Origin of the sequence: Streptomyces buecherae (assembly GCF_014295035.1) — a bacterium.
In the GTDB taxonomy this organism is placed as follows: Bacteria; Actinomycetota; Actinomycetes; order Streptomycetales; family Streptomycetaceae; genus Streptomyces; species Streptomyces youssoufiensis.
The window spans coordinates 4,745,277-4,764,864 of record NZ_CP060404.1 but is presented as its reverse complement, the minus strand read 5'-3'; the positions used below and the strand labels follow the sequence as shown (position 1 = coordinate 4,764,864).

General features: G+C 73.8%; 21 protein-coding genes and 1 pseudogene. 9 read left to right on the top strand and 13 right to left on the bottom strand.

Translation table 11 applies throughout. The features are described from left to right. Positions 1 to 117: 117 nt before the first annotated feature. A complete protein-coding gene (locus tag H7H31_RS18525; RefSeq protein WP_176162510.1) occupies positions 118 to 552 on the bottom strand; it encodes an Hsp20/alpha crystallin family protein in 435 nt (144 codons plus the stop codon). A gap of 162 nt (positions 553 to 714) precedes the next feature. On the opposite strand from H7H31_RS18525, the gene H7H31_RS18520 reads away from it, so the two are divergent. Next, positions 715 to 1,395 carry a type III effector protein gene (locus tag H7H31_RS18520; RefSeq protein ID WP_187062237.1) on the top strand — a complete coding sequence of 227 codons (681 nt, stop codon included), beginning with the start codon at positions 715 to 717 and terminating at the stop codon, positions 1,393 to 1,395. A gap of 108 nt (positions 1,396 to 1,503) precedes the next feature. Here H7H31_RS18520 and hemC read toward each other — a convergent pair whose 3' ends face one another. Further along, entirely contained in the window at positions 1,504 to 2,439 is a 936-nt protein-coding gene (gene hemC, locus H7H31_RS18515; RefSeq protein ID WP_187062236.1) for a hydroxymethylbilane synthase, read from the bottom strand. 194 nt (positions 2,440 to 2,633) lie between these two features. Between hemC and H7H31_RS18510 the strand changes: the two genes are divergently transcribed. Continuing rightward, a complete protein-coding gene (locus tag H7H31_RS18510) occupies positions 2,634 to 3,248 on the top strand; it encodes a nucleotidyltransferase domain-containing protein (protein ID WP_187062235.1) in 615 nt (204 codons plus the stop codon). Positions 3,249 to 3,545: 297 nt separating this feature from the next. Beyond that, on the top strand, positions 3,546 to 4,166 hold the full coding sequence (wrbA, locus tag H7H31_RS18505) for an NAD(P)H:quinone oxidoreductase (protein ID WP_187061212.1): 621 nt from the start codon (positions 3,546 to 3,548) through the stop codon (positions 4,164 to 4,166). 106 nt (positions 4,167 to 4,272) lie between these two features. Here the strand turns inward: wrbA and H7H31_RS18500 are convergent, their stop codons facing one another. The 3 genes from H7H31_RS18500 to H7H31_RS18490 all read right to left on the bottom strand — a co-directional run bounded on the left by H7H31_RS18500 (position 4,273) and on the right by H7H31_RS18490 (position 6,998). Next, entirely contained in the window at positions 4,273 to 5,139 is an 867-nt protein-coding gene (locus H7H31_RS18500) for an ABC transporter permease (protein WP_372454683.1), read from the bottom strand. Then, entirely contained in the window at positions 5,136 to 6,179 is a 1,044-nt protein-coding gene (locus tag H7H31_RS18495; protein WP_187061211.1) for an ATP-binding cassette domain-containing protein, read from the bottom strand. The genes H7H31_RS18500 and H7H31_RS18495 overlap by 4 nt, the downstream gene beginning before the upstream one ends. 156 nt (positions 6,180 to 6,335) lie before the next feature. Further along, the gene (locus tag H7H31_RS18490; RefSeq protein WP_187061213.1) at positions 6,336 to 6,998 is read right to left on the bottom strand and encodes a PadR family transcriptional regulator; all 663 of its coding nucleotides are present in this window, start codon (positions 6,996 to 6,998) and stop codon (positions 6,336 to 6,338) included. 118 nt (positions 6,999 to 7,116) lie between these two features. Between H7H31_RS18490 and H7H31_RS18485 the strand changes: the two genes are divergently transcribed. Then, positions 7,117 to 7,890, top strand: a complete 774-nt coding sequence (locus H7H31_RS18485; RefSeq protein ID WP_187061210.1) for a bleomycin resistance protein — start codon at positions 7,117 to 7,119, stop codon at positions 7,888 to 7,890. A 101-nt stretch (positions 7,891 to 7,991) separates the two neighbouring features. On the opposite strand, the gene H7H31_RS18480 is transcribed toward H7H31_RS18485, so the two are convergent. From H7H31_RS18480 to H7H31_RS18470, 3 genes are all read right to left on the bottom strand, one after another. Beyond that, a complete protein-coding gene (locus tag H7H31_RS18480; RefSeq protein ID WP_187061209.1) occupies positions 7,992 to 8,543 on the bottom strand; it encodes a DinB family protein in 552 nt (183 codons plus the stop codon). Positions 8,544 to 8,812: 269 nt separating this feature from the next. Beyond that, positions 8,813 to 10,270, bottom strand: coding sequence for an aldehyde dehydrogenase family protein (locus H7H31_RS18475; protein WP_187061208.1), 1,458 nt, complete (start codon positions 10,268 to 10,270; stop codon positions 8,813 to 8,815). Between the two features lie 86 nt (positions 10,271 to 10,356). Beyond that, the gene (locus tag H7H31_RS18470) at positions 10,357 to 11,220 is read right to left on the bottom strand and encodes a helix-turn-helix domain-containing protein (protein WP_187061207.1); all 864 of its coding nucleotides are present in this window, start codon (positions 11,218 to 11,220) and stop codon (positions 10,357 to 10,359) included. 305 nt (positions 11,221 to 11,525) lie between these two features. Between H7H31_RS18470 and H7H31_RS18465 the strand changes: the two genes are divergently transcribed. Further along, positions 11,526 to 12,095: an ATP-binding protein gene (locus H7H31_RS18465; RefSeq protein ID WP_187061206.1), complete on the top strand. Its 570-nt coding sequence runs from the start codon at positions 11,526 to 11,528 to the stop codon at positions 12,093 to 12,095. 969 nt (positions 12,096 to 13,064) lie between these two features. On the opposite strand, the gene H7H31_RS18460 is transcribed toward H7H31_RS18465, so the two are convergent. The 5 genes from H7H31_RS18460 to rpmG all read right to left on the bottom strand — a co-directional run bounded on the left by H7H31_RS18460 (position 13,065) and on the right by rpmG (position 15,689). Next, positions 13,065 to 13,304: a DUF397 domain-containing protein gene (locus tag H7H31_RS18460; protein ID WP_176162521.1), complete on the bottom strand. Its 240-nt coding sequence runs from the start codon at positions 13,302 to 13,304 to the stop codon at positions 13,065 to 13,067. Between the two features lie 104 nt (positions 13,305 to 13,408). After that, positions 13,409 to 13,645 (bottom strand): 30S ribosomal protein S18, encoded by a 237-nt coding sequence (gene rpsR / locus H7H31_RS18455; RefSeq protein WP_187060561.1) that lies wholly within the window; start codon positions 13,643 to 13,645, stop codon positions 13,409 to 13,411. A 343-nt stretch (positions 13,646 to 13,988) separates the two neighbouring features. Continuing rightward, the gene (locus H7H31_RS18450) at positions 13,989 to 15,206 is read right to left on the bottom strand and encodes a CobW family GTP-binding protein (protein WP_187060560.1); all 1,218 of its coding nucleotides are present in this window, start codon (positions 15,204 to 15,206) and stop codon (positions 13,989 to 13,991) included. After that, positions 15,206 to 15,460, bottom strand: a complete 255-nt coding sequence (locus tag H7H31_RS18445; RefSeq protein ID WP_176162524.1) for a type B 50S ribosomal protein L31 — start codon at positions 15,458 to 15,460, stop codon at positions 15,206 to 15,208. Before H7H31_RS18445 ends, H7H31_RS18450 begins: the two co-directional genes overlap by 1 nt. Positions 15,461 to 15,524: 64 nt before the next feature. Continuing rightward, positions 15,525 to 15,689 (bottom strand): 50S ribosomal protein L33, encoded by a 165-nt coding sequence (rpmG, locus tag H7H31_RS18440; protein ID WP_176162525.1) that lies wholly within the window; start codon positions 15,687 to 15,689, stop codon positions 15,525 to 15,527. A gap of 83 nt (positions 15,690 to 15,772) precedes the next feature. Between rpmG and rpmB the strand changes: the two genes are divergently transcribed. From rpmB to H7H31_RS18420, 4 genes and pseudogenes are all read left to right on the top strand, one after another. Then, positions 15,773 to 16,009 carry a 50S ribosomal protein L28 gene (rpmB, locus tag H7H31_RS18435; protein ID WP_187060559.1) on the top strand — a complete coding sequence of 79 codons (237 nt, stop codon included), beginning with the start codon at positions 15,773 to 15,775 and terminating at the stop codon, positions 16,007 to 16,009. Beyond that, a pseudogene (gene rpsN / locus H7H31_RS18430) lies at positions 16,009 to 16,312 on the top strand (30S ribosomal protein S14). The gene rpmB and the pseudogene rpsN overlap by 1 nt, the downstream one beginning before the upstream one ends. A gap of 202 nt (positions 16,313 to 16,514) precedes the next feature. Next, positions 16,515 to 18,236 carry a bifunctional 3'-5' exonuclease/DNA polymerase gene (locus tag H7H31_RS18425; RefSeq protein ID WP_187060558.1) on the top strand — a complete coding sequence of 574 codons (1,722 nt, stop codon included), beginning with the start codon at positions 16,515 to 16,517 and terminating at the stop codon, positions 18,234 to 18,236. A gap of 276 nt (positions 18,237 to 18,512) precedes the next feature. Beyond that, positions 18,513 to 19,541: a rod shape-determining protein gene (locus tag H7H31_RS18420; RefSeq protein ID WP_187059650.1), complete on the top strand. Its 1,029-nt coding sequence runs from the start codon at positions 18,513 to 18,515 to the stop codon at positions 19,539 to 19,541. The last annotated feature ends 47 nt before the right edge of the window (positions 19,542 to 19,588 follow it).

Genomic DNA, 19,588 nt, shown 5'->3' with positions numbered 1-19,588 from the left:
GTGCGGGGCCGCGAGGACGCGGCCCCGACCGACGACCGCGACGGGTTCGTGCCGCGCGGGAGGCGCCCGGCCCCGGGAGGCGGGCGCGGGTCCCGCGCGCTCGGCACGGGGGCGGGCTCAGCCGCTGAGCTCCTTGTTCTCGCTCGCCCCGCCGATCTCGATCCGGCGCCGCTTGGCGCGCTCGGCGATCGGAATCCGCAGGGTCAGCACGCCCGCCTCGTACGCGGCCGAGATGTGGTCGGTGTCCAGTGTGTCGGCCAGCACCAACTGGCGCGAGAAGACGCCGAGGGGCCGCTCGGACAGCTCCATCCGCACGTTGTCCGCCCGCACGGCGGGGCGGCGCTCGGCCTTGACCGTCAGCATGTTGCGCTCGACGTCGATCTCGATGGCGTCCTTGGCGACACCGGGCAGGTCGAAGACGATCACGTACGTCTCGCCCTCGACGTAGGCGTCCATCGGCATGGACGAGGGCCGGGACCAGGTGCCCGAGACACCGGCGAACTGCTGGGCCAGTCGGTCGAGTTCACGGAAGGGGTCAGTGCGCATCAGCATCGGGGAAACACCTCCAGGACTGGGACGAACTGCCAGTGCGCTTCGGCTGACACCGTTGTAACATGTCATCCAAACGATGACAAGCGGAGTGTCGTCCACCCGATGACGCCGACGGCGTCCCTTTCCGCGACACCCAGTGAGACGCTCAGCGAGAGGACTCCCGTGACCCCTCCTTCCGCACCACGCGAGCCCGCCGCGCCCGGCGATCCGCCCTCGTTCTTCGCCGCCGCGGCGGCGCTGGACACGATCAACGAAGCCGTCCGCACCGCCCAGCGCGACACACCCACCGGCGACGGGACGGCGCACGAGCACGGCCGGGCCAGCGCCGACCAAGCGCTGGCCGCGCTCCTGCTCCTGCGCGAGCTGCGCGAACAGCTCGCCGGATGGGAGTCCGCCCTGATCGAGACGGCCCGCGCCGCGGGGTCGAGCTGGGCGGACCTCGCCCACCCGCTGGGCGTGGCCAGCCGCCAGGCCGCCGAACGCCGATACCTGCGGGTACGCCCCGGCACTCCCGGCACCACCGGCGAGCAGCGGGTGCGGGCCACCCGCGAGGGCCGGGCCGCCGACCGCTCCGTCACCGCCTGGGCCCGCACCAACGCCGCGGAACTGCGCCAACTCGCGGGCCAGATCACCGCCCTCACCGATCTGCCCACCCCGGCGCGCGCCCCGCAGTCCCGGATCGCCGACGCTCTCGGCGACAACGACGCCGCCAACCTGATCACACCGCTCACCGACGCCCACCCGCACCTCAAGGCCGACCACCCCGACCTCGCGGCCCGGATCGACGCCATCACCCACCACACCGACCGGCTCCGCGGCGAGGGCGGCAGACCCGCCGGCTGACCGCCGGAGCCCGGCCGCCCGCCCGGTGCGTGACGGGCGCCGGGTACGCCAGACGTCCGACGTATGCCAGACGCCCGGGGCGCGCCGGCCGCCCGGGGCGGCGTCGGCTCAGTGCGGAATGGAGTCGATCAGCTCGCGCGCGCCCTGTCGGAGCAGGGCCACGGCCACCGAGGTGCCCAGCGTCGCGGGGTCGAGCGGGCCGGCCCACTCGTGGGCGTCGAGCACGGTCTTGCCGTCCGGCGTGAAGACCCGGGCGCGCAGCGAGAGCCGCCCGTCCCGCTCGGCCCTGGCGTACCCCGCGATCGGGGAGTTGCAGTGGCCCTGGAGGACGTGCAGGAGCATCCGCTCGGCGGTGGTCTCGCGCCAGGCGTCGGCGTCGCCGAGGCCGGCCACGGCCTCGATCGTCGCGCCGTCGTCCTCCCGGCACTGGAGCCCGAGCACGCCGGCGCCGATCGGCGGGCACATCGTCTCGACCGACAGCACCTCGCTGGCCAGCTCCGGGCGGCCGATGCGGGCCAGCCCCGAAACGGCAAGCAGCAGCGCGTCCGCGTCGCCGGCGGCCAGCTTCTCCAGCCGCCGGTTCGCGTTGCCCCGCATCGGTACGCAGGTCAGGTGCGGGTGCGAGACGGCGAGTTGGGCGACCCGGCGCACCGACGAGGTGCCGATCCGGGCGCCGGCCGGCAACTGGTCGAGGGTCAGCCCGTCCGGATGCACCAGCGCGTCCCGGATGTCGTCGCGCTTGAGGTACGCGGCGAAGACCGTGCCCGCGGGCAGCGGCCGGTCGGCCGGCACGTCCTTGACGCAGTGCACTGCCAGATCGGCCTCGCCCGCCAGCAGCGCCGCGTCCACCTCCTTGGTGAAGGCCCCCTTGCCGCCGAGCTTGGCGAGGTCGCCCAGCCACCGGTCGCCGGAGGTCGTGACCGGCACCACCGTGGTCCGGATGTCGGGCCGCAGCGCGCCCAACTCCGCGCGTACCCGCTCCACTTGAGCCAGCGCCATGGGCGAGGAGCGGGAAACGATGCGGATCAGCTCAGCGTCGGCCATGTCGTCCACGATAGGCCGTCACCGGCCGCGCGCCGCCCCGCGCCGCCCCGGCCGGCCCCGATGGCTTCGCCCCAGCCGGCAGGGGGCGCACGCCCGCGCGGGCCGACCCCGCGCGAGGCTCGGCCCAGCCCCGCGCCGGGATCGGCCCGCGTTCGGGTACGGGGCCGGGTCCGGGCTCGCGCGAGGATGGGGCCATGGTGCGGACCGAGACCCCGTGGGGGCCGTGGGAGCCGGAGACACCGGCGGAGGTCGCGCGCCGGTTCGCCGGCGTGCCGACGCCGTGGTGGATCGCCGGCGGGTACGCCATCGAGCTGGCGGCCGGGCGCGCCGTCCGGGACCACGCCGACATCGACGTCCTGCTGCTGCGCCGGGACCAGCTCGCGGCGCAGCGCGCGCTGGCCGGCTGGGAGTGGTGGGCCGCCGACCCGCCGGGCACGCTGCGCCGCTGGGTGCCGGGCGAATCCCTGCCCGCCCCGGTCCACGACGTCTGGTGTCGTCCGGGGCCGGCGGAGCCCTGGCGCGTTCAGCTCATGCTCGACGAGGCGGTCGGTGAGACGTGGATCTCCCGGCGCGATCCCGGGGTGCGGCTGCCGCTGGCGGCGCTCGGCCGCCGCACGCCCACCGGCGTCCCGTACCTCACCCCCGAGGCGCAGCTCTACTACAAGGCCGCCGCGCCGCGCCCCAAGGACGAGCGGGACTTCGCCGCCGCGCTGCCCCACCTGACCCCGCCCCAACGGGCGTGGCTCTCCCGCGCCATCGCCCGCACCCGACCGGCCCACCCGTGGCGCGCCCGCCTGGCGACGACCTAGCGACGACACGGCGGGAGGCACAGCGGGTCGGCGTCACGGCGGCGGGCGCGGTGGGCGCCCGCCACAGCGAGCCCGGCGCGGCCGTACGCGAGCCCCACAAGCGAGCCGGTCGCGAGCCCGCCCCGCCCGCCCCACGCGTGGGCCGTACGCCGGGCGCGCCTGAGCCGTACGCCCGGCGCGCCTGAGCCACACGCCCGCCACATGTCGCCCATCGCGCGCAGCAGCGGGCTCGTGCGGCGATATGCCCGTATTGTCTACTCGCGGCAAGGGAGAGCAGACCCGAGGGAGCATCGCGCCATGAGCACACCCGCATCCGTGAACGTCGCCGTCATCTACTACTCGTCGACCGGCACGGTCCACGCACTCGCGAAGGAGATCGCCGACAGCGCGGAGCGGGCGGGCGCCGAGGTGCGGCTGCGCCGGGCGGCCGAACTGGCCCCGCGCGCGGCCATCGAGTCCAACCCGGCGTGGGCCGCGCACGCGGACGCGACCGCCGACATCCCCGAGGCCACCGGCGACGACATGATCTGGGCGGACGCGGTGATCTTCGGCTCGCCCACCCGGTACGGCAACGTCACCTCGCAGCTCAAGCAGTTCATCGACACGCTCGGCGGCCTGTGGCAGCAGGGCAAGCTGGCCGACAAGGTCTACAGCGGCTTCACCTCGTCAGCCACCACGCACGGCGGCCAGGAGTCCACGCTGCTCGCGCTCTACAACACCATTCACCACTTCGGCGGCATCCTGGTCGCCCCCGGCTACACCGACCCGTCGAAGTTCGTGGACGGCAACCCGTACGGCACCTCGCACGTCGGCGGCCCGGAGACGCCCGTCGACGACAACGCCCGCACGGCGGCCCGCGTCCAGGCCGAGCGCGTGGTCCGCTTCACCCGGGCGATCAAGCGGGGCCTCGCGGCCTGACCCGACCGGCGCCGCCGCCCCGAGCCGCCCGGGGGCGCGGCCCGTCCGGCACAGTCCGACCGCGCGGTCGGGCCCAGGTTCAGGCCCGGGCCCGGCCGCGCCGGCGTCAGCCGCCGAGGCGCTGGTAGCGCCGCACGGCCAGCGGGGCGAACACCACGATCAGCGCCAGCGGCCAGACGACGGCCAGCAGGCCCGCGTGGTCCACGGCCCAGGAGTCGCCGCCCCAGCCGGGGTTGTCGAACAGGTCGCGGACGGCCGTCGCGGTGGCGGACATCGGGTTCCACTCCGCGATGGCGCCCAGCCAGTCCGGCATGGTGTCGGCCGACGTGAACGCGTTGGACAGGAAGCCGACGGGCCAGACCAGGATCTGCACCGCCTGCACCAACTCCGGCTTCCCGGCGGCCATGCCCAGGTAGATCCCCACCCAGAGCATCGCGAAGCGCAGCAGGAGCAGCAGCCCGATCGCCGCGAGCCCGGCGGCGAACCCGCCGTGCCAGCGCCAGCCCATCAGCAGCCCCGCCACCAGCAGCACCAACACGCTGACCAGCGACTCGATCATGTCGGCCGCGCTGCGCCCGACGAGCACCGCCGACCTGCTCATCGGCATCGCCCGGAAGCGGTCGAGCACACCCTTGTTGAGGTCCGTGGTGACCGACACCATCGTGGACTCGATGCCGAACGCCATGGTCAGCGCGAGCATCCCGGGGAACAGGAACTCCTTGTAGTCCCCTCCCCCGGCGACGTGCATGCCGCCGCCGATGAAGTACGCGAACATCACCAGCATCATCACCGGGAAGACCAGCCCCACGACGAGCCGCACCGGCTGCCGGGCCCAGTGGGCCAGCTCGCGCCGGGTCATCGTCCAGGAGTCGGTCAGCGCCCAGCCGAGCCGCCCCGCCAGCCCCGTGGGCCGCGCCATCACGGTCAGCTCCCGCGCGTCCGTCCCCCGCGCGTCCGTCGCCGTCGCCGTCATTCCGCCGCCTCCCCTTCGTTCCGTACGCCCCGCTCGCCCGCCGCCGCCCCCGCCGGGGCGGTCTCCTTCTCCGTCCGGGAGCCCTCCTCGTCCGGGCGCGCGCCCGTCAGGTGCAGGAAGACCTCGTCGAGGGTGGGGCGGCGCAGCGCGATGTCCCTGGCCTCGATGCCGGCCGCGGCCAGCGCCCGTACGGTCTCGGTCAGCGCCGCCACCCGGTCCGCGACGGGGGCGCTGATGCGCAGCGCGTCCTCGTCGGTCTCGATGCCGTCCGCGCGCGCCGCCATGCCGAGGACGGACGCGGCGGTCGGGAGGTCGTCCGCGCGGTGCAGCACCACGTCGATCCGGTCCCCGCCGATGGTCGACTTCAGCTCGTCCGCGGTGCCCTCGGCGATGGCGCGGCCGCGGTCGACGACCGTGATGCGGTCGGCGAGCTGGTCGGCCTCCTCCAGGTACTGGGTGGTGAGCAGCACCGTCGTGCCGTCGCCGACCAGCGAGCGCACCGCGTTCCACACCTCGCGCCGCCCCCGTGGGTCGAGCCCGGTGGTGGGCTCGTCCAGGAAGAGGACCTGGGGACGCATGATGAGCCCGGCCGCGAGGTCGAGCCGGCGCCGCATGCCGCCGCTGTACTGCTTGATGGCCTTCTTTCCGGTGTCGGCCAGGCCGAACCGCTCCAGCAGTTCGCCGGCCCGCCGCCGGGCCCGGCCGGCCCCGAGGTGGTAGAGCCTGCCGAACATCTCCAGGTTCTGGAAGCCGCTCAACTCCTCGTCCACCGCCGCGTGTTGCCCGAGCAGTCCGATCCGGTACCGCACCTCGTCGGGGTGGGTCGCCACGTCGAACCCGGCGACGCGGGCCCGCCCGCCGTCGGCCCGCAGCAGCGTCGCGAGCACCCGCACGCTGGTCGTCTTGCCGGCGCCGTTCGGGCCGAGCACTCCGCGCACGGTGCCGCGCGGCACCACCAGGTCGAGCCCGTCCAGGGCCCGGTGCTTCCCGTACCGCTTCTCCAACCCCTCGACGACGATCGCGTGATCGTGGTCAGCCAATGCCTTCCCCTCCAGCCGCCGACTGCGGGACGCCGCCGCCCCGCACTCCAGTAGTCAAGTTTGACTAGGAGCGCAGAAGGTACTGCCCGCCCGTGCGGTTAGTCAAACTTGATTACTGAACCCGCGCCCCCGTCACACCCCGCGGACGCCCGGCGGCTACTCGCCCCGCCGCGGCCCGCCCGCCGCCGCGTCGCCCGGGTGCGGGACCGTGCCGTACGGGTTCTCGACGCCCTCCGGGAGCACCGCCCGGAACGGCTCGCCCTCGCCCGCCATGACGTACGCGCCGCCCTCAAGCCGCTCGATCAGGGCGCGCGTCCAGGCCGTACCGCTGTCCACGGCGGACAGCCACAGCTCCATGATCTCGGCGATGTGCCCGATCGACTCGGCGCCCTCGGCCGGGACGTACGACCCCGTCACCGCGTCGTGCCAGTCCTCCAGGCCCTTGAGGCGCTGCCGCAGGAGCGCGATGGCCTCCTCGCGCGGCAGGTCCACGATGAACCCGACGCCCGCGCTGAGCACGTCGAGCTTGGGGTTCCAGCTCGACAGCGCCTCCCTGAGCAGGGCGAAGAAGACCTCTTCCCCCTTGTCGGTCAGCTCGTACTCGGTGCGCGGCGGGCCGCCCGCCGTGCTCGGCGCGACGTCGTGGGCGAACAGCAGGCCCTGCTTGGCCATCTGCTTGAGCGCGTGGTAGATCGACCCGGGCTTGGCGTTGGACCACTCGTGCGCGCCCCAGAACTCCAGGTCGTTGCGCACCATGTAGCCGTGCGCGCGCCCGTGCTGCCGCACCGCCCCGAGCACCAGCAACCGCATCGCCGACATCGCCCGCCACCCCATCTCCACGCCACACACGCGCCCGCTTGTCAACACCAAGATTAGACGGCCGCCGGAGAGCTATTCAATTTTGACTAGTACCGCTCCGGCTGGGAAGCTCCCCGGCATGACGGAGACGACCACGCCCGTGTTCCCGTGCCCCTCGATCCCGGAAACCCTCGACTTCTACCGCGCCCTCGGCTTCGAGGTCAGCTTCGAGCAGACCAGCCCCAACCCGTACGCGGTGGTCCAACGCGGCGCGATAGCCCTGCACTTCTTCGGGATGCGCCGGCACGACCCGGCCACCTCCTACAGCACCTGTGTGATCTCCACCGACGCCGTGGACGCGCTGCACGCGGCGTTCCGCGCCGGCCTGCGGGCGGCGTACGGCAGGGTGCCCACGCGCGGCATCCCGCGGATCGGACCGCTGCGGGACACCACGTACGGCGTGCGGCAGTTCCTGGTGACCGACCCCGGCGGCAACTGCCTGCGGATCGGCCAGCCGAACGGCGAGAGCCTGGAGCACGGGCCGCGACCGGACGGGGCGTTCGCCGGCGCGCTGCACCTGGCGGCGCTGCTCGGCGACGCGAAGGGGGACCACCGGCAGGCGGCCCGCGTGCTCGACCGGGCGCTGGCCAGGGCGGAGGCCGCCGCGTCCGGGGAGCCGGGCACCGACACGGCCGGGGAGCGGCCGACGGCGCCGGAGTGGGTGGCCGCGCTGGTGCTCCGCGCCGACCTCGCGATCCGGCTGGACGAGCCGGAACGGGGCGCGGAGTTGCTCCGCCGGGCGGACGGCATCACGCTCACGGCCGAGGAGCGGGCGGGCGTGCGCGACGCGCTGCGCCGGGCCGCCGAACTACGCGAGGAACTCGGCGGCGAACCGGGCGCCGGGCCGGCCTAGTTCGCCCCGACGACCGGCCGGGCTCGCCCCGTACGCGGGCGGGCCCCCCGTACGGCCCGTACGCGAGGAGGTACGGGGCCCGCCCGGCGCGGGCGCGCGGCTCACACCGCGCCGTCCCCCGCCTCGTCCACCAGCACGAACGCGGTCTTGCCGTCGACCGCCTCCCGGATGATGTCGGCGTGCCCCGCGTGCCGGGCCACCTCCTGGATCATGGTCAGCAGGATCCAGCGCGCGGAGCGGTCCCGGTCCTCCGGGTACCAGGGCGCCTCCGGCAGCGTGACGACGACGTCCAGGTCGGGCAGCGAGTTGACGTACTCCTCGGTCTGCCGGGCGACCTTCTCGTAGTACGCGAGCAGACCGGCCACCGTCTCCTCGCCCACCCGGTCGAAGGACTCGTGCCAGTTCTCGTACGTCCGCTGCACGGTCTCCTCCGGGCGCCCGGCGAGCGTGCCCATGATCCAGCCCTGTTCCACCTCGGCCACGTGCTTGAGCAGGCCGAACAGCGACAGCTCGCTCACCGTCGGCTTCTGGGTCGCCTGCTCGTCGGTCAGCCCGAGCAGGGCCCGCCGGATGCCGCCGCGCTGGGCGGCGAGGTAGTTCAGCAGCGCGGTGCGCTCGTCGCCGCGGGGCTCGGCGTCAACGAAAGTGGGCATGGGGTCCGCCTCTCCGGTGGGGCTCTCCGATGGGGCCGGTGCGTTCCCCGGCCTCGTTGAAGAACACGCTACGCAGCCTTGCGGACAGCTTCTGTCCGCAAGCGGACGCGCCCCGAAGCGCTGTGCCAGCCGTCCTCCTACCGGACCCGCGCCCACCCCGCCCCGCCCATACGACGGCCCCGCCGGGACCGAGGTCCGGGCGGGGCCGGGGACGCGGATGGGGCGCTGGGCACGGGTGGTGCGGGACGAGCCCGGTGCGCCGGGACGGTTCAGAAGGGGAAGTTGGTGCGGCCGTGCTGGATCGAGATCCACTTCGTGGTGGTGAAGCAGTCCACCATCGCCTCGCCGTTCAGCCGCCCCACGCCGGAGGACTTCTCGCCGCCGAACGGGACGATCGGCTCGTCGTGCACGGTGCCGTCGTTGACGTGGATCATTCCGGTACGCACCTTGCGGGCCAGCCGCACGCCGCGCTCGATGTCGCCGGTGTGCACGGCGCCGCTCAGCCCGTAGCTGGTCTCGTTGGCGATGCGCAGCGCCTCCTCCTCGCCGTCGAAGGGGATCAGCATCACCACGGGGCCGAAGAACTCCTGCCCGTACACCGACGATTCGGTGTTGACGTCGGTGAGCACGGTCGGGCTGACCATCGTGCCCTCGACGGTGCCCCGCACCAGGGCGGTCGCCCCGTCGGCCACGATCTGCTCCACCATGCCGCCGATCGCCTCGGCCTGGCCCTCGTTGATCAGCGGGCCGATGTGGGTCTCGGGGTCGCGGGGGTCGCCGACCTTGAGGGCCTTGACCCGGGCGACGAACTTCTCGGTGAACTCGCGCTCGATGGAGCGGTCCACGAGCACCCGGTTCGCGGCCATACAGATCTGCCCCTGGTGCGCGAAGCGGCTGACGACCGCGGCGTCCACCGCGTAGTCGACGTCCGCGTCGTCCAGCACGATCATCGCGCTGTCGCCGCCCAGTTCCAGCACGGTGCGCTTGAAGCCGGCCGCGGCGACGGTGGCCACGTGCCGGCCGACCTTGTCGGAGCCGGTGAAGGAGATCACCTTGGGCACCGGGTGCTCGATGAGCGCGTCACCGATCTCGGCGATGTCCGTGATGACGACGTTGAGCACACCGGCCGGCAGCCCGGCGTCCTCGAAGACCTTGGCGACCAGCCCGCCGCCGCACACCGGGGTGTTCTGGTGCGGCTTGAGCACGACCGCGTTGCCGAGCGCGATGGCCGCCGCCACCGACTTGATCGACAACAGGAAGGGGAAGTTGAAGGGGCTGACGACGCCGACGACGCCGACCGGCTCCCGGTAGACGCGGTTCTCCTTGCCGTCGATGGGCGAGGGCAGGATGCGCCCCTCGGGCCGCAGCGCGAGCTGGATGGCCTCGCGCAGGAACTCCTTCACGATGTGGAGCTCGAACCCGGCCTTGGCCTGCGTGCCACCGACCTCCGCCGTGATCGCCTCGGCGATCTCGGCCTCACGGTCCTCGACGATGCGCAGCGCCCGCTCGAACACCTGCCGCCTGGCGTACGGGTTCAGCTCGGCCCACCCGCGCTGCGCCCGTTCGGCGGCGCGGTAGGCCAGGTCGATCTCCTCGACCGTGGCGATGGTGATCGAGGCGAGCTTCTCCCCGTTGTACGGATCGAAGTCCACGATGTCCCACGAGCCGCTCCCGACCCGCCACTCACCGTCGATGTACTGATAGGCCAACTCGGAGAAGTAGGACATGCCATCCCTTATCTGAAGGCCGGGAGGCGGCTGGCCACCCGGGGGCTGGGCGGGGTCTCCTGATGGACCGTCATCGTAGTGAGGGCTCACAGCAATTGGAGACGGGCCCTCAGCAAATCCCGGGATTTGGCCGGAGACAAGCTGTCCGAACGCAGCCGCTCCATCGCCCGCTCGTATTGCGTGACCTCTTCGCGCTTGTCGAGGTAGAGCGCGCTGGTGAGTTGCTCCAGATACACGATGTCCGGCAGGTCGGGTTCCGGAAAGCGCAGCATCGTGAAGGCCCCGCTCTCGCCGGAATGGCCACCGAAGCTGAACGGCATGACCTGGAGCGTGACGTTCGGCTGCTCGGACACCTCGAGCAGGTGCCGCACTTGGGCGCGCATCACGGTCGCGTCACCGTACGGCCGGTGCAGCGCCGCCTCGTCCAGTACGGCGTGGAACTCCGGGGCCCGCTCGGAGACCAGCAGCTTCTGCCGCTCAAGGCGGAGCGCCACCCGCCGGTCCACCTCGCTCGCGCACGCGTCGCGCTGCCCTCGGGCGACGACGGCGTGCGCGTAGTCCTCGGTCTGCAACAGCCCGTGGATGAACTGCACCTCGTAGACGCCGATATGGGAAGCGGCGCCCTCAAGCCCGACGTACGTCTGGAACCAGCCGGGCAGTACGTCACCGTAGCTGTGCCACCAACCCGCCACATTGGCCTCCCGGGCGAGTCCGAGCAGCGCCGAACGTTCCGCCTCGTCCGCGACCCCGTAGAGCGTGAGCAGGTCCTCGATGTCACGTGCCTTGAAGCTCACCCTGCCCAACTCCATGCGGCTGATCTTGGACTCGGAAGCACGGATCGAATAACCAGCCGCCTCACGCGTGATGCCACGCGATTCGCGGAGTCGTCGGAGCTGAGAGCCCAGGAGGATGCGGCGCACTACCGATCCACTCGACTCACTTGTGGCCATTTCCGTGACCCTCCCTGTACGTTCCGTACCCGCCCGGGCACGCCCCCACGGACCCTCGGCCGCGAAGTCTGCCACTTCTAGGCTCCGTTGAGTGCGCATCTCATTACCCAGATGTGAGATGGACGCAAGTGACCTTGAGAAGAATTCCCCGCCAACGAGCCCAGTTCGGAGCAAACCGGCCACGTGCACGTGCATCTGCCCTTGCATCTGGTCCGGACATTGGGAATCCTGGAGCTCGCGCACGTGCACGCTGTTTGCAGATCCAGCCAGGGTCGTCACGGCCACGAATGCCAGGAGTGCCTCGCATGGGGATCAAAGGATCGACCATGGTCGAGCCGTTATGGCAGGGCCTGCCTCCCATCGACCCCTCGGCGCTCTCCAACTCCGCGTCCTGCGCGCTGGCAGCCCGCTACGACGCCGTCAAGGGCGCTCGCGACTTCACCCGTGCCACCCTGCACGGCTGGGACCTGAGCCAGCTCTTCGACGACGTGGCGCTGGTCGTGTCGGAGCTGGTCACCAACGCACTGCGGCACGCGCTGCCCGGTGAGGACCGCGAGAGCCTCGGCTCCCGCCCACAAGCAGGCCATGGGGCCGGTCACGGGGGCGGCCCCATGGCCGTTGTCGAACCGGCCGTGCGGCTGCACCTGATGCGGTGGACCTCACGGCTGGTGTGCGCGGTGCGCGACCCCAGCGAGGTCAGCCCGGTCACCGGCGACACGCCCCTGTTCCCCGAGTTCAACGGGGCGGCCGAGTCCGGCCGCGGGCTCTACCTGGTCGAGTCGTTCAGCGACAGTTGGGGCTGGCACCCGCTGGCGGGAACGCTGCGCGGCAAGGTCGTCTGGGCCCTGTTCCAACTCCCCCGCGACGAGGGCTGACCCCCGCACCCGCCCGCCCCACCCCGCCGCCCGACCACTCGGCCGCGGGCCCGTCCGCCTGCCGACCGCCGGACGCGCCCCCCTATCCCTTGCCCCCTGGTCTCCTCGCTTCCCCGCCCCCTTGCCCCTGGCCACTCCCGCCGCGCCGGCGCCGGGCGCACCCGCCGTACTCGCCGGGCCGACCGTTCCGGTCGCCGTCGTACGGGGGAGGCGGGCCGCCCCCTCCCCCGCGCCCCGGCGGGGAGCACGGCGGACGGCGCGGCGGCGCGGGCCCGCGAGGTTGGCGCATATGACTACGGAAGCCCCGTGCGGCCCGTGCCGGGCCGTGGAGGCGGCTGCGCGGCCGGGGCCGGGCCGAGCGCGGGAGGCCGCGACGGGGCCCGTCCCCCGACCGGCTGACGCTCCCACGGCGCCATCACCCCATAGAGCGACCCGCGACGGCGCCATCGCGCACCGCGCCCGCGCGCCGGCACCCCACGGGCGGGGCCTTCCGGGCCGTCCACCGTGCGTGGACGCGCGACGGGGAGAAGCCGAGGCTCAACGGCCCGGCCGTGTCTGCGCTTCTCGTCGGACCGGCTCCCCCGGGCGTCCACCGCCCGCGCACCAACGGCACCAGTACGGGCTACGCCCTGTCCCTTGCCCCGGGTGTCGGACAGCCCGGCCGGCCCCGAAACGTGCCGCGCCACGGCCTCCGGCCGGCGTCGGCTCGCGGGGAGCGCGGGGCCGGCGGCGGGCCGCCCGGCGGGCGCGGGTGGGTCGGTCGCGGGGCGGTCGCGAGGGCGGCGGCCGGTGCGCGGACGCCGCCGGGCCGCCCCGGCTCATCGCCGGACGCGCACCGGAAATGCCGCGATCGGGACACGCCGTCGAGCGGTTCGCCCGGGCGAATCCCGGGATTCCGCCGCCCGGCGGGCATTCACCGGCCCCGGGCGGGGGCCGGCCAGCGTCGCGGAGGGCTCAGCGCGATAGGGGTCAATCACCCACCAGGTGGTCAAACTCCCCGTCCTTCACGCCCAGCAGCATGGCCTCGATCTCGGCGGGCGTGTAGACGAGCACCGGACCGTCCGGATAGCGGGAATTACGGACGGCGACGTTTCCACCCGGCAGTCTCGCGAATTCAACGCAGGAACCTTGTGAATTGCTGTGCCTGCTCTTCTGCCAGGCGACCCCCGGGAGGTCCGTCGCCGCCATGCCGTTATACGCGTGGTGCACAGAACTCTCCGTGGGTGATTGCAGTCGTCAACTACCCCGGATCATAGTCCCGTTCATCTGCTGATGCATGAGCGGATGCACGTGCACGCGGCGTACCCGAATGATCACCGCGCGGCGTAAGGCAACAACGCCATCTCGCGGGCGTTCTTGATCGCCCGCGCCAACTGCCGCTGCTGCTGGGCGGAGACGCGCGTCACCCGGCGACTACGGATCTTGCCACGATCGGAAATGAACTTACGGAGCAGGTCGGTGTTCTTGTAGTCGATATACGAGACGCCAAGCGCGTCCAAGGGGTTGGGCTTCGGCTTCAGGTTTTTGCGGAGCTGTGCGGAACGAGCCATGGGAAAGAGCGGTCCTTTCGGGAGAGTTCGGGCGAATTCAGCGAGGCGGGAGCGCGCGGAAGGGCGCGGAAGGTAGCGATCCGTACGGCTAAGTACGGGGACGCGTACTCCGCGTGGTGGCGCCACGTACCGCGGAGTCGGCGTACGCGTTCTCATGTGCCCCGCGGTTATCGCGGGGTGCCGCGCGGGGCGGTTCGGGCCGGAATCGGTAAGTCCAGCACGGTGGGCGTGGAGGCGGGCACGCTCGGTGCGGTCGCATTCACATGCGGATGTGAATGGAGGTCTTCGCTGAGACGCGTATCACCGGCATGGGCACGTGAATCGCGGGTAAACGAGAGCGAATTCAGAGAACGGGGTCGAGGAGTTCGTCGAACGCGCCCGGCAGGGAACGCCACGCCGCGTGGCCCGCCGCGTATTCCGCGTCCGTCAACAGGCACGACTCGAGCAGCGCGACCAGCCCGTCACGATCCAGCTCCGGCGAGGTGAACGTCAGGTGCTGGGCCCGGTCCCCGTGTTCGGGGTGCCAGTCGAGCGCGGCGGCCACCCGGCGCACCGGCGGGACCAGTTCCCAGGCCGCGTCCGGCAGCCCGGCCAGCCACGGGCCGGCGCTCTCCACGCACAGCGCGCCGCCCGCCGCGTCCCACGACAGCAGCGTGTCCGGCCGGTCCGCGAGCCAGAACCGACCGCGGCTGCGGGCCGCCGCGCAGGTCAGGTCCTCAAGGGCGGCGTACAGCCGCCCCGGGTGGAAGGGGCGCGTCCGGCGCCAGACCAGGGTGGCGACCCTGTCCGCGTCCGCCTCCTGCGGCAGCAGCGCGCACGCCGGGTGCTGCCGGCCGGCCGCCGCGTCCACGTCGAAGGCGGCGAGCGCCGACGCCGCGAGGTCGCCCACCGCGTCGACCGTCACCAGGCGGGCCGTCGGGTGCAGTTGGGCCACGAGCGCCCGCCCGGTCTCCTCCTCCGCCGCCACGTCCTCGCGCGAATCCGCCGTCGCGCCCTCGGCGTCCGCGTCGCCGGGCACCAGGGCCAGCACGGACGGGTACTCCACCTGTCGCGCCCAGGTGTCACCCACCGTCCGCTGGTCGGACTCCGCGACCGCGAGGCCGGCCTGCGCCAGGTCGTCACCGCAGGACAGGTACGGCACGACGAGCGCGGGATCGACGGCCGTGAGCACGCCGCCCAGGCGCAGCCCGGGCTGGTCCGGCGCCGCCCGCGCCGAGGCCGAGGCCACGGCCTCGGCCACCGACCGCGGCTCGACCGCGTCCCACAGCTCCACGACGGCCAGCGAGAACCAGCCACCCGCGGCCAGCCGCTCCAGCGTCGGCACCAGGTCGGCGCGGAGCGCGCAGCAGGCGCAGTCGTTCACCATCGGCGCCGTGCCGCGCTCCAGGACCTCCCGGTGGTCGCGCACCGTGCGGCGCACCGCGCCCTCGCCGGCCGTCGCCAGGTCGTGGTGGACGGCGACGCTGCCGGGCACGGCACGCAGCAGTCGCTCGACGGTCGCGCGGCGCGCGTCCGCGTGCAGCCCGGCGACGATCGCCACGGTCAGCGCGTCCCGGCCCATCAGCGGGCCCCCCGCCCGCCGTACCGGCGCTCGAACCGCTCCACCCGGCCGGCGGTGTCCAGGACGCGCGCGGTGCCGGTGTAGAAGGGGTGGCTCGCCGAGGAGATCTCGACGTCGATGACGGGGTACGTGTTGCCGTCCGGCCAGTCGATGGTCCGGTCGCTGGTGGCCGTGGACCGGGTGAGGAAGGCGTAGTCGGCCGCGCGGTCGCGGAAGACCACCGGGCGGTACGGGGGGTGGATGCCGGGCTTCATGGCGGGACTCCTGGTGTGGCCGGGCGCGCGGCGGGGCCGCGGGCGGTGGGGGGTCGGGGGCGGGTCAGCGCTCTTCCCGGAAGGTGACGTGCCGCCTGACGAGCGGGTCGTACTTCCGGAGCTGGAGCCGGTCGGGGTCGTTCCGCCGGTTCTTGCGTGTCACGTAGGTGAAGCCGGTGCCGGCGGTGGAGCGCAGTTTGATCACCGGGCGTAGTTCGTTTCGGGCCATGGCGGCTACTATACAGAAATGGTTTCCATTTTCATTAGGCCGATCGAGCCCGGTCCCGGCCCCGTCCGAGGAGGCGACCCGCCATGTCGGCGCACTGCCAGGTGACGGGCCGCGCGCCCGCGTTCGGCCGTTCCGCCGCGCACTCGCACCGGCGCACGCCCCGCCGCTTCGTCCCCACCATCCAGCGCGAGCGCTACTGGCTGCCGAGCGAGCGGCGCTTCGTGCGGCTGACGCTGAGCGCCAAGGGGATCAAGACGGTGGACGCGCTGGGCATCGAGGCCGCCGTGGCCCGCGTCCGCGCCCGAGGAGAGAAGGTCTGATGGCCAGGCGGAGCAAGGTCGCCGGGAGCGAGCGGCGGCGCCTGGTCGTCGCGCGGTACGCGGTGCGGCGCGCGGCCCTCAAGGCCGTGCTCCGCGACCCGCGCACCCCGACGACGAGTGCCGCGCCGCGCGGCGGGAGCTGAGCCGCCAGCCGCGGGACGCGAGCGCCACCCGGGCGCGCGACCGGGACAGCGTCGACGGCCGCCCGCGCGGCTACCCGCGCGCGTTCGGCCTGTCCCGGCTCAACCTGCGCGAGCTGGCCACGCGGGCTACCCGCCGGGGGTGCGCGAGGTGAGCTGGTGACCGGTCCCGCGCCCCGGGGCGGACAATCCCGGGGCGCGGCCACTTCGGGCCGCACGGCCTCGGGCCCGGGGCGGCGGGGACGGCCCAAGGCACCGCACACAACCCGCCGGGCTACGGAAAGGCCCAGGTCGGGCGCCAATCGGCGTAAGGGATTCCGGTTCTGGCCACGGGTTTGTCAGACCCCCCTGGAAGACTTCGTGGCATGAGATGGGCGGTGGCAGAGGCGGACGACGGGGGTGTGCGCCTCTGCCCGCTCGACGACGCGGGGCGGCCGAGCGGGCCGGTCCAGCAGGCGCGCGACCTGGTGTCCGCGGTGCGCGAGCGGCCGCAGGTGACGCGGTGGGTGTGGCGGTCCACCGCCGAGGTGTACGGCCGCCTGCTCGCCGCGGGCGTGCGGGTGGAGCGGTGTTACGACGTGGAGGTCGCCGAGACGCTGCTGCTCGGGTACGCGGGCCAGTGGGGGCGGCAGCCGCGCTCGCTGGCCGCGGCGTGGGCGCGGCTGCGCGGGTTGCCGGTGCCGGACGACCCCCCGGTGCGCACGGCCGACACGCAGCCGTCGCTGTTCGAGGCGGGCCCGCCGCCGCTGCCGCCGGGCACCGACCCGCTGGAGGCGCTGCTCGCGGTCTACGCCGACCAGGTGGAGCGCACGGCGGCCGTCGAGCGGCCGGAGCGGATGCGGCTGCTCATCACGGCGGAGTCGGCCGGCATGCTCGTCGCCGCCGAGATGCGGCGGGCCGGCGTGCCCTGGCGGGCCGACGTGCACCGGCAGGTGCTGGCCGAACTCCTGGGTGAGCGGTACGCGGGGGGCCAGGAGCCGCGGCGGCTGACCGAGCTGGCGGACGAGATCTCGCGGGCGTTCGGCAGCCGGGTGCGGCCCGACCTGCCCGCCGACATCGTCCGGGCGTTCGCGCGCGCCGACATCCGGATCGGCTCGACGCGCGCGTGGGAGCTGCGGGAGATAGACCACCCGGCGGTGGAGCCGCTGCTGCGGTACAAGAAGCTCTACCGGCTCTACACGGCGCACGGCTGGTCCTGGCTCCAGTCCTGGGTGCGCGAGGGGCGGTTCCGGCCCGAGTACCTGCCGGGCGGCACGGTGTCCGGGCGCTGGACCACCAACGGCGGGGGCGCGCTCCAGATCCCCAAGGTGGTGCGGCGCGCGGTGATCGCCGACCCGGGGTGGCGGCTGGTGGTGGCCGACGCGGAGCAGATGGAGCCGCGCGTGCTCGCCGCCGTCTCGCGGGACCGGGGGCTGATGGAGGTCGCGGGCAGCGCGCGCGACCTGTACGCGGCGCTGTCCGACCGGGCCTTCGCCGGCGACCGCGCGCAGGCGAAGCTGGCCCTGCTCGGCGCGATCTACGGGCAGACCTCGGGCGACGCCCTCAAACACCTCGCCGACCTGCGCCGCCGCTTCCCCGCCGCGGTCGCCTACGTGGACGAGGCGGCCCGCGCCGGCGAGGAGGGCCGCCTGGTGCGCACCTGGCTGGGCCGTACCTGCCCCGCCGCCTCGGAAGGACCCGACGCCGGGTCGGACGAGGCGGGGCTGCCCCAGGCGGAGGAGACCGCGCCGGCGGAGGGCGCGGGGTCCGCCGGGGCCGCGGGTTCCGTGGGGGCGTACGGGGTCGGCGCGCGGGCGCGGGCCCGTGGGCGGTTCACCCGCAACTTCGTCGTACAGGGCAGCGCGGCCGACTGGGCGCTGCTGATGCTCGCCGCGCTCCGGCGCGAACTTGCCACGCTCCAGGCGGAGTTGGTGTTCTTCCAGCACGACGAGGTGATCGTGCACTGCCCGCTGGAGGAGGCGGCCCAGGTCACCGAGGCCATCCAGGCCGCCGCGGACCTCGCGGGCACCATAGCCTTCGGCACCACCCCGGTCCGCTTCCCGCTGACCCCGTCCGTGGTGACCTGCTACGCGGACGCGAAGGACTGAAGGACTGAAGGACCGCGGCGGACACCCGGGGCGGGCGCGGGCGCGCACCGGGGTTCGGCGCGCGGTCCGGGGCTCGGCGCGCGGGGCGTGGGCCGGGGGCTCGGCGCGCGGCCCGGGGGCTCGGCGCGTGGGGCGTGGGCGGGCGCGGGTGATGGGGGGTCATGCGGGCGGCGTAGTCCAGCGCGCGCGGGGGCCGGGGGGCTCGGACGATGAGCGTGGGGCCGCCGGGCGGGCGGCTCCGGTGTCACCCGGGCGAGTGGGATAAGGGAGTGCCTCGTGAGCCTCAGCCTTGAGCAACTGTGCCGCTGTTCGGTGGCCGTCGATCTCGGCGCCGCCCGGACCCGGGTCTACCTCAAGGAGGTCGGGCTCATCGTCAACCAGCCGACCGTCGCCGCGGTGAACACCCGTACCGGCTCGCTCATCGCCGTCGGCTCGCTGGCCGAGCGGATGACGGGCCGCACGCCCGGGCACATCCGCGTCGTGCGGCCGGTCAGCGGCGGCACCGTCGTGGACATCGACATCGCCCAGCGCATGCTGCGGTTCTTCGTCGGGAACAAGGTGCGCCGCGCCTGGCGGCGCAAGCCGCTGCTGCGGGCCGCCGTCTGCGTCTCGCACGACGCCGACCCGCTGGCCCGGCGCGCCGCGGCCGAGACGCTGGCCGGGCTCGGGGCGCGCCGGGTCGAGCTGGTGGACACGCTCATCGCCGCGGCTGTGGGGTGCGGGCTGCCGGTGGAGCGGCCCGAGGCCACGATGATCGTCGTCTGCGGCGCGACGACCACGCACATCGCGGTGCTGTCCATGGGCGCGATCGTGGCCGCGGAGAAGATCCCGGTGGGCGGCGACATCATCGACCGGGCCGTCCTCGAACACCTGCGGACCCGCCACGAACTGCTGCTGCCCGGCCAGAGCGGGCACCCGTTGCACGAGGTGCTGCGCGGCGCCGACCCGTCCGTCGGGGGCGCCGAGGTGCACGGCAGGGACGTGACCACCGGGCTCGCCAAGTCCGTCTACGTGGACGCCGCCGACGTACGGGCCATCGTGCGCTCGCCGCTCACCGGCGTACTGGACGCCATGCGGGCCGTGCTCCGACGCTGCCCGCCCGACCTGGTGGCCGACCTCGCCGACCGGGGCGTCGTGCTCGCGGGCGGCAGCGCGCGCCTGACCGGCCTGGACGAACTGCTCGCCCAGGGCACCGGCATGCACACGCACGTCGCCGACCGGCCCGACCTGTGCGCCGTCGAGGGCCTGGGCGCCCTCCTGGAAGGCAAGGTCCAGCCGCTTCCGCTCGGGCCGCTGAGCCGCTGAGGTAGCTGAGGTGGCTGAGTCGCTGAGGTAGCGGGCGAGCGCGTTCG

Excerpts from the sequence above, each read along its gene's own strand:
- H7H31_RS18525 (WP_176162510.1), bottom strand. The coding sequence starts at position 552 with ATGCTGATGCGCACTGACCCCTTCCGTGAACTCGACCGACTGGCCCAG.
- hemC (WP_187062236.1), bottom strand. The coding sequence starts at position 2,439 with ATGGCCGACGCTGAGCTGATCCGCATCGTTTCCCGCTCCTCGCCCATG.
- H7H31_RS18510 (WP_187062235.1), top strand. The coding sequence starts at position 2,634 with ATGGTGCGGACCGAGACCCCGTGGGGGCCGTGGGAGCCGGAGACACCG.
- wrbA (WP_187061212.1), top strand. The coding sequence starts at position 3,546 with ATGAGCACACCCGCATCCGTGAACGTCGCCGTCATCTACTACTCGTCG.
- H7H31_RS18500 (WP_372454683.1), bottom strand. The coding sequence starts at position 5,139 with ATGACGGCGACGGCGACGGACGCGCGGGGGACGGACGCGCGGGAGCTG.
- H7H31_RS18490 (WP_187061213.1), bottom strand. The coding sequence starts at position 6,998 with ATGTCGGCGATGCGGTTGCTGGTGCTCGGGGCGGTGCGGCAGCACGGG.
- H7H31_RS18485 (WP_187061210.1), top strand. The coding sequence starts at position 7,117 with ATGACGGAGACGACCACGCCCGTGTTCCCGTGCCCCTCGATCCCGGAA.
- H7H31_RS18480 (WP_187061209.1), bottom strand. The coding sequence starts at position 8,543 with ATGCCCACTTTCGTTGACGCCGAGCCCCGCGGCGACGAGCGCACCGCG.
- H7H31_RS18475 (WP_187061208.1), bottom strand. The coding sequence starts at position 10,270 with ATGTCCTACTTCTCCGAGTTGGCCTATCAGTACATCGACGGTGAGTGG.
- H7H31_RS18470 (WP_187061207.1), bottom strand. The coding sequence starts at position 11,220 with ATGGCCACAAGTGAGTCGAGTGGATCGGTAGTGCGCCGCATCCTCCTG.
- H7H31_RS18465 (WP_187061206.1), top strand. The coding sequence starts at position 11,526 with ATGGGGATCAAAGGATCGACCATGGTCGAGCCGTTATGGCAGGGCCTG.
- rpsR (WP_187060561.1), bottom strand. The coding sequence starts at position 13,645 with ATGGCTCGTTCCGCACAGCTCCGCAAAAACCTGAAGCCGAAGCCCAAC.
- H7H31_RS18450 (WP_187060560.1), bottom strand. The coding sequence starts at position 15,206 with ATGGGCCGGGACGCGCTGACCGTGGCGATCGTCGCCGGGCTGCACGCG.
- H7H31_RS18445 (WP_176162524.1), bottom strand. The coding sequence starts at position 15,460 with ATGAAGCCCGGCATCCACCCCCCGTACCGCCCGGTGGTCTTCCGCGAC.
- rpmG (WP_176162525.1), bottom strand. The coding sequence starts at position 15,689 with ATGGCCCGAAACGAACTACGCCCGGTGATCAAACTGCGCTCCACCGCC.
- rpmB (WP_187060559.1), top strand. The coding sequence starts at position 15,773 with ATGTCGGCGCACTGCCAGGTGACGGGCCGCGCGCCCGCGTTCGGCCGT.
- H7H31_RS18425 (WP_187060558.1), top strand. The coding sequence starts at position 16,515 with ATGAGATGGGCGGTGGCAGAGGCGGACGACGGGGGTGTGCGCCTCTGC.